8 protein-coding genes are annotated in these 5,262 nt (G+C 72.1%); 3 read left to right on the forward strand and 5 right to left on the reverse strand.

What is annotated here, in order from left to right; genetic code table 11:
• Positions 1–871 (reverse strand): alpha/beta hydrolase fold domain-containing protein (locus AB0J09_RS55440; protein ID WP_360710451.1); only part of this gene is annotated, 871 nt, incomplete at its 3' end.
• 81 nt (positions 872–952) lie between these two features.
• Between AB0J09_RS55440 and AB0J09_RS55445 the strand changes: the two genes are divergently transcribed.
• Positions 953–1,609, forward strand: coding sequence for an endonuclease V (locus AB0J09_RS55445; RefSeq protein WP_360710453.1), 657 nt, complete (start codon positions 953–955; stop codon positions 1,607–1,609).
• A 90-nt stretch (positions 1,610–1,699) separates the two neighbouring features.
• On the opposite strand, the gene AB0J09_RS55450 is transcribed toward AB0J09_RS55445, so the two are convergent.
• Together AB0J09_RS55450 and AB0J09_RS55455 are read right to left on the reverse strand one after the other, a co-directional pair.
• Positions 1,700–2,071, reverse strand: a complete 372-nt coding sequence (locus AB0J09_RS55450) for a hypothetical protein (RefSeq protein WP_360710454.1) — start codon at positions 2,069–2,071, stop codon at positions 1,700–1,702.
• Between the two features lie 111 nt (positions 2,072–2,182).
• The gene (locus AB0J09_RS55455) at positions 2,183–2,821 is read right to left on the reverse strand and encodes an NAD(P)-binding domain-containing protein (protein ID WP_360710456.1); all 639 of its coding nucleotides are present in this window, start codon (positions 2,819–2,821) and stop codon (positions 2,183–2,185) included.
• An 80-nt stretch (positions 2,822–2,901) separates the two neighbouring features.
• Between AB0J09_RS55455 and AB0J09_RS55460 the strand changes: the two genes are divergently transcribed.
• Positions 2,902–3,282 (forward strand): helix-turn-helix domain-containing protein, encoded by a 381-nt coding sequence (locus AB0J09_RS55460; RefSeq protein WP_360710458.1) that lies wholly within the window; start codon positions 2,902–2,904, stop codon positions 3,280–3,282.
• Positions 3,283–3,323: 41 nt separating this feature from the next.
• Here AB0J09_RS55460 and AB0J09_RS55465 read toward each other — a convergent pair whose 3' ends face one another.
• Both AB0J09_RS55465 and AB0J09_RS55470 read right to left on the reverse strand, forming a co-directional pair.
• Positions 3,324–4,118, reverse strand: a complete 795-nt coding sequence (locus tag AB0J09_RS55465) for an HAD family hydrolase (RefSeq protein WP_360710460.1) — start codon at positions 4,116–4,118, stop codon at positions 3,324–3,326.
• A gap of 42 nt (positions 4,119–4,160) precedes the next feature.
• A complete protein-coding gene (locus AB0J09_RS55470; RefSeq protein ID WP_360710461.1) occupies positions 4,161–4,634 on the reverse strand; it encodes a DUF2283 domain-containing protein in 474 nt (157 codons plus the stop codon).
• 103 nt (positions 4,635–4,737) lie between these two features.
• On the opposite strand from AB0J09_RS55470, the gene pyrF reads away from it, so the two are divergent.
• On the forward strand, positions 4,738–5,262 hold a 525-nt coding region (gene pyrF / locus AB0J09_RS55475), incomplete at its 3' end, for an orotidine-5'-phosphate decarboxylase (RefSeq protein WP_360710462.1).

Genomic DNA, 5,262 nt, shown 5'->3' on the forward strand with positions numbered 1-5,262 from the left:
GGTCGAGCACGCCTGCCAGCGAGACCGCCAGCTCGATCCGCGCCCCCGCGGCACCTGACGGAGTGTCGCCCTGCCCCGCCGCCAGCGCACGGTCCGCCGCGGCGCGCAGGGCGAGCTGGGCGCCCGCCGAGTGCCCCACCACGACGACCCTGCCGAGGTCCAGGGAGGCCGCGACGTCGGCGAGCCCGGGCGCGACGTCACGGCCGACGGGCCCGGACTCCGGCGGGGCATCCCGGCCGACGGGGCCGGAGGTCGTGAGGGCGGCCAGCCCTGCCGCCACGTCCGCCGTGGTCGCGTGCCAGCCGTGCAGGTCGGGGCGCCGGTATTCGAGGTTCCACACCGCGAGCCCGCGCCCGGCCAGGTCGACGCAGAGCGGCTCCATGAGGTCGGCCGCCCAGATCGACCGCCAGTACCCACCGTGGATGAGCACCGCGACCGGCGCCCGCTCGCCCTCCTCCCCGCCCGGCAGGTACAGCTCGCCCCACTGGTCCGGCAGCGGCCCGTACGCGATGCGCCGGGACGGGTGCCGTACCCGGTGCACGGCGTGGCGGATCCCCCAGGCCAGCCCGCTGACGCCACGCCCATGGAGGTGCGCGGCGCCGGGGCCCGCCACCACCCCGTCGGCGCGCTCGACGTCCACCCAGACCACCCCGAGCGACCGCCCGATCAGCGCGCGCACCTCGTCGGAAGGTCCGGGCAGCACGACCGCCGAAGCCACGCCGTTCACCAGGGACAGGATGTGGCCGGCGTCGCGAGCGTAGACGAGCGTGCCGGAGACGCCGAGGGCGGTGAACTCGCGCGTGGCGATCTCGGCGAGCAGCCCGGCGTCGGCCACCACGCCGGGACCGACGACCACCAGCACTTCACTCATGATCCCGACCCTACAGACGCGACGTCACGGGGCTGGAGATGACGAACTGCGTGCCGAACGAAAGGGGCATACCTTAGCCGGGTGCAGGTTAAGCAGCTTCACCCGTGGCCGGCCACCGTCGCCGAGGCGGAGTCCATCCAGGACCGGCTCCGCGGACACGTCGAGCTCACGGGACCCACCACCTTCTCCCTGGTGGCGGGCCTGGACGTGCATTACCGGGGCGACTCGCTGACGGCCGCCGTGGTCGTGCTCGCCGCCGGCACGCTGGCAACGGTGGAGGAGGTGGTGGTCGAGGGCAAGGTGGCGTTCCCGTACGTGCCCGGCCTGTTCGCCTTCCGCGAGCTGCCCGCCCTGGTGGAGGCGCTCGAACGGCTCACCGTCACGCCCGACCTGCTGGTCTGCGACGGGTACGGGCTGGCGCATCCGCGCGGCTTCGGCCTGGCCTGCCACCTGGGTGTCCTGACCGGCCTCCCGGCGCTCGGCGTGGGCAAGACACCCTTCGTAGGCACGCATGACATGCCCGGGCCGGAGCGGGGCGAGTGGTCGCCGATCGTCCACGAAGGCGCCGTCGTGGGCCGCGCGCTGCGCACGCAGCGGGGCGTCAAGCCGGTGTACGTCTCCCAGGGCCATCGCATCTCCCTGGACACGGCCACGGACCAGGCCCTCAGCCTCGCCCCCCGCTACCGCCTCCCGGACCCGATCCGCCACGCCGACCACCTGGCCCGCCACCCCACCTGACCCCTCTGCACGGGCCGAACCTCGACGCGCCCGAGCGTCGCCATCGGTGGGCGCAGGGGCGGGCAGGCTGGTCGTGGGCGGGCGGTGGGGTCAGCGGCGCCAGGCCCAGACGAGGAGCCAGACGCTGAGACCGAAGAGTGCCATGGCGAGCGGGACGTGCACCGCCAGCACGCCCGAGCCGCCCAAGGCGGACTGGGCGAAGCCGAGCAGCAGCACCGCCAGGCTGACCAGCGCGGGCCAGCCCGCGCCGCGGCCCGGGCGCCACAACAGGACCGCGGTGACGAGCTGCGCCAGCCCCAGAACGTGCACGGCGAGCGCCCCTGTGCCGTGCGCGGTCGCCCCTCCCCCGCTCATCAGCTGCCCGGCCGTCACGGCCTGGACCAGCACGGACAGCGTGTTGAGCACGACGACGGCCTTGAACGCGGTCACATACCCGCTCCCCTTGGCGACCTGGGTTACCACTGGACTTCTCCTTTGACCTTGTGTGAAGGTCTCCAGGATCTTGCCGGGAGGCCGCCCGGGGCATCCGCCGGTCGTCGTCATCCCCGATACGCCGCCAGTCGTACGTCCCGACTACGAGACGCCCGAATGGGACAGCGGCGGAAGGACGGCCTGGGCGTCGGCGCCGCCGAACCAGAGCCCGATCATGAACGCGGCCGTCGCCTCCAGCAGCATGGCCCGCTCGAGCCCGCCGCCGTCCACGGGCGTGCAGCCGAGGTCGGCGACCAGCGTGCGCCCGGCCGCCAGGGCCGCCGGGTCGTCACCGCACAGCGGCACGGCCAGCGGCCGGCCGTCGAAGACGGGAGGCGTCATCCGCCAGACGTCCACGTGGCACAGGTTGAACGCCTTCACCACATGACCTCCCGTGAGATCGCGAATCATCGGGGCGATCGGGCGCGTGGGGTCGTAGGGCCCTTCGGCGTTGGCGACGTCGATGACGGGCTTGCCGCGCAGCGCCGTACCGACGGCCCGGAGCACGCCGACGAGCCCCGCCTGCCTGACGGCCACCATCGCGACCTCCCCGAACTCCGCCGCCTCCGCCCAGCTCCCGGCGCGCACGACCGCCCCATCCGCCTGCGCGGTCATGTTCGCGGCCCGGGCCTCCCCCGCCGAGAGATCCCGCCCGCTGATCATCACCTCATGGCCCGCCCGAGCCCACTGCGTGCCCAGGGCGTCCGCCATCCCGCCCGCTCCCAGAATTCCGATACGCATGTCCGTCCTCTCTCAGGTGAACTGGTAAAAGGACTGTAGAGAGGACGTCACGCACCATTCGGTGCCTAATGGAGGCCCCCTTGTTCATCGCCGACTGCCAGGCAAGGCTGGCCTTCGACCTGCTGGCCAACACCTGGAACGCGGTCGTCATCTGGGCGCTGCGCCACGGCCCCCGCCGCCCGGGACGGCTGCGCGAGGAGATCGGCGGCATCAGCACCAAGGTCCTCACCGAGACGCTGCGCCGCCTGGAGTTCAATGGCCTGGTCTCGCGCCACGTCTACGCCGAGACCCCTCCCCGCGTCGAGTACGAGCTGACCGGCCTCGGCCGCACCCTCCTCGGCCCGATCGAGGCGTTCGGGGCCTGGGCGTTCGACCACGCCGACGAGGTCATGGCCGCTCAGGGCCGTTGGGAAGCACCACACGCCGGATCATCGCCGCCGCCGTCATCGCAGGCGGGCTGACCCTGCTCACCGGCGGGCGGGCACCAAGGGGAAGGGGCGCGTCAACCGTAGAGGTCCTCGAGCACGGCGGCCACCCCGTCCTCGTCGTTGGACAGCGTCCGGCGCTCGGTCGCCGCCAGCACCAGGTGGTGCGCGTTGGCCATGGCGTACCCGGCGCCGGCGTAGGTGAGCACGGCCAGGTCGTTCGGCATGTCGCCGAACGCCACCACCTCGCCGGGCTCGATCCCCCACTCCCGGCAGAGCACGTCGAGCGTGCCGGCCTTCGTCACCCCGGAAGCGCTGATCTCGAGGAGCCCGTCCACGCCGGAGTGCGTGACCTCGGCCTGGCCCTCGATCGCCGCGATCACGGCCGTGAACATCTCGTCCGCCGTGTGGCCGGGCGACAGGGCGAGCAACTTGACGATGGGCTCGTCGCCGTCGAAGACGGAGCTCACCTCGCGGTAGTACGCCAGGTCGTGCTCGATGCGCCGGGTGTAGGCGGCCTCGGTGAGCAGGTTTCTGCCCGTCTCGACGGCCAGGCCGACGCCGGGCAGGGCCTCGGACAGGGTCTCCGCGACGCGCCTGGCCGCCGCCCGGTCCAGGAGGTGGCTGGCGGTGATCTCGTCGGTGGCCAGGTCGTACACGATCGCGCCGTTGCTGCAGATCGCGGTGCCCGAGACGCCCGCCTGGCCGGCGATCTCGCGGATGCCGCGCGGCGCTCTGGCGGTGACGAAGACGATCTCGGCTCCGGCCGCGCGGGCGCGCTGGAGTGCTTTCCTGGTGCGGGGTGTGATGGCGCCGGATGAGTTGAGAAGGGTGCCGTCGAGGTCGGTGGCCACGATACGCGGGAGAGTCATGGTGCTCACGGTGCAGATTATTCCGGTCTGAGGAGAGCCCTGTCAGATCCGCATCTCGGACGGGAGCCGTGTCGACGCGTTCGGCAGCTCCAGGCCCAGGAGCTGCCCGGAGTCGCCGAAGTCCAGCACGACGTCTTCCGCCGCGACCTGATTTGCCACCTCGTCAGGCACTATTTCGTGCTTCATCGCGATATAGGCGACATCGCGGATCTTGTCCCAGCTCATGTACACCGTCTGCGGGCGCTGCTCCGGCACGTCCTCCCAGTGCAGCAGTCCCTCCTTCGCCTCGTGCGAGCCGGCCAGCGCGGCCCGCACCATGACCAGCGCCAGCTCGATCGCCTCGAGCGAGTCGAACCCGGTGACCTTCCGCTCGTGCTCCCACCCGTCAAGCCCGTCGATCCGGTACGGGCACGACCAGTCTCCCGTCGGCTCCTCATAAGGCACGCCGACGGTGACGGTGACATCGCGCGGCGGATCGGTACGCAGCACCAGCACCCGTTGGGCGATCTCGTACATGTAAGCTGATCTACCCCCAAGGCCACTCCTGGAAGACACCTGTTCATATCATCGCCGCAGTAAACATTCCTGGCCATGGCCGCCGGGAGCTAGGCTGCGGAGGATGAACGAGTCGTTCGGAACACGCCTGCGCGCCAGGCTCGACGAGTGCGGACCGCTCTGTGTGGGCATAGATCCGAGCCCGGCCCTGCTCCACGCCTGGGGGCTCGACGACTCGCCCGCCGGTCTCGAGCGCTTCAGCCGCACGGTGGCCGACGCCGTGAGCGACGTGGCGGCCGTGGTCAAGCCGCAGTCGGCCTTCTTCGAGCGCTGGGGCAGCCGCGGCATCGCCGTGCTGGAACGCACCATCGCCGACCTGCGCGAGGCCGGCACGCTGGTGCTGCTCGACGTCAAGCGGGGCGACATCGACAGCACGATGGCCGCCTACGCCGAGGCCTACCTCGACCGGGGCAGCCCGCTGGCCGTCGACGCCGTGACGCTGAGCCCGTACCTCGGGTTCGGGTCGCTGGAGGGGGCGATCACCTCGGCCGTGGCCAACGACGCGGGCGTGTTCGTGCTGGCCCGCACCTCCAACCCGGAGGCGGCCCCGCTGCAGCGGCTCGTGGCCGACCAGGTGCTCACCGGCGCG

Source organism: Nonomuraea sp. NPDC049784, from assembly GCF_040659615.1.
Lineage (GTDB): Bacteria > Actinomycetota > Actinomycetes > Streptosporangiales > Streptosporangiaceae > Nonomuraea.

What these genes read in the sequence shown, in the direction of transcription:
- AB0J09_RS55470 (WP_360710461.1), bottom strand. Translation starts at nt 4,634, where the DNA reads ATGTACGAGATCGCCCAACGGGTGCTGGTGCTGCGTACCGATCCGCCG.
- AB0J09_RS55465 (WP_360710460.1), bottom strand. Translation starts at nt 4,118, where the DNA reads ATGACTCTCCCGCGTATCGTGGCCACCGACCTCGACGGCACCCTTCTC.
- AB0J09_RS55455 (WP_360710456.1), bottom strand. Translation starts at nt 2,821, where the DNA reads ATGCGTATCGGAATTCTGGGAGCGGGCGGGATGGCGGACGCCCTGGGC.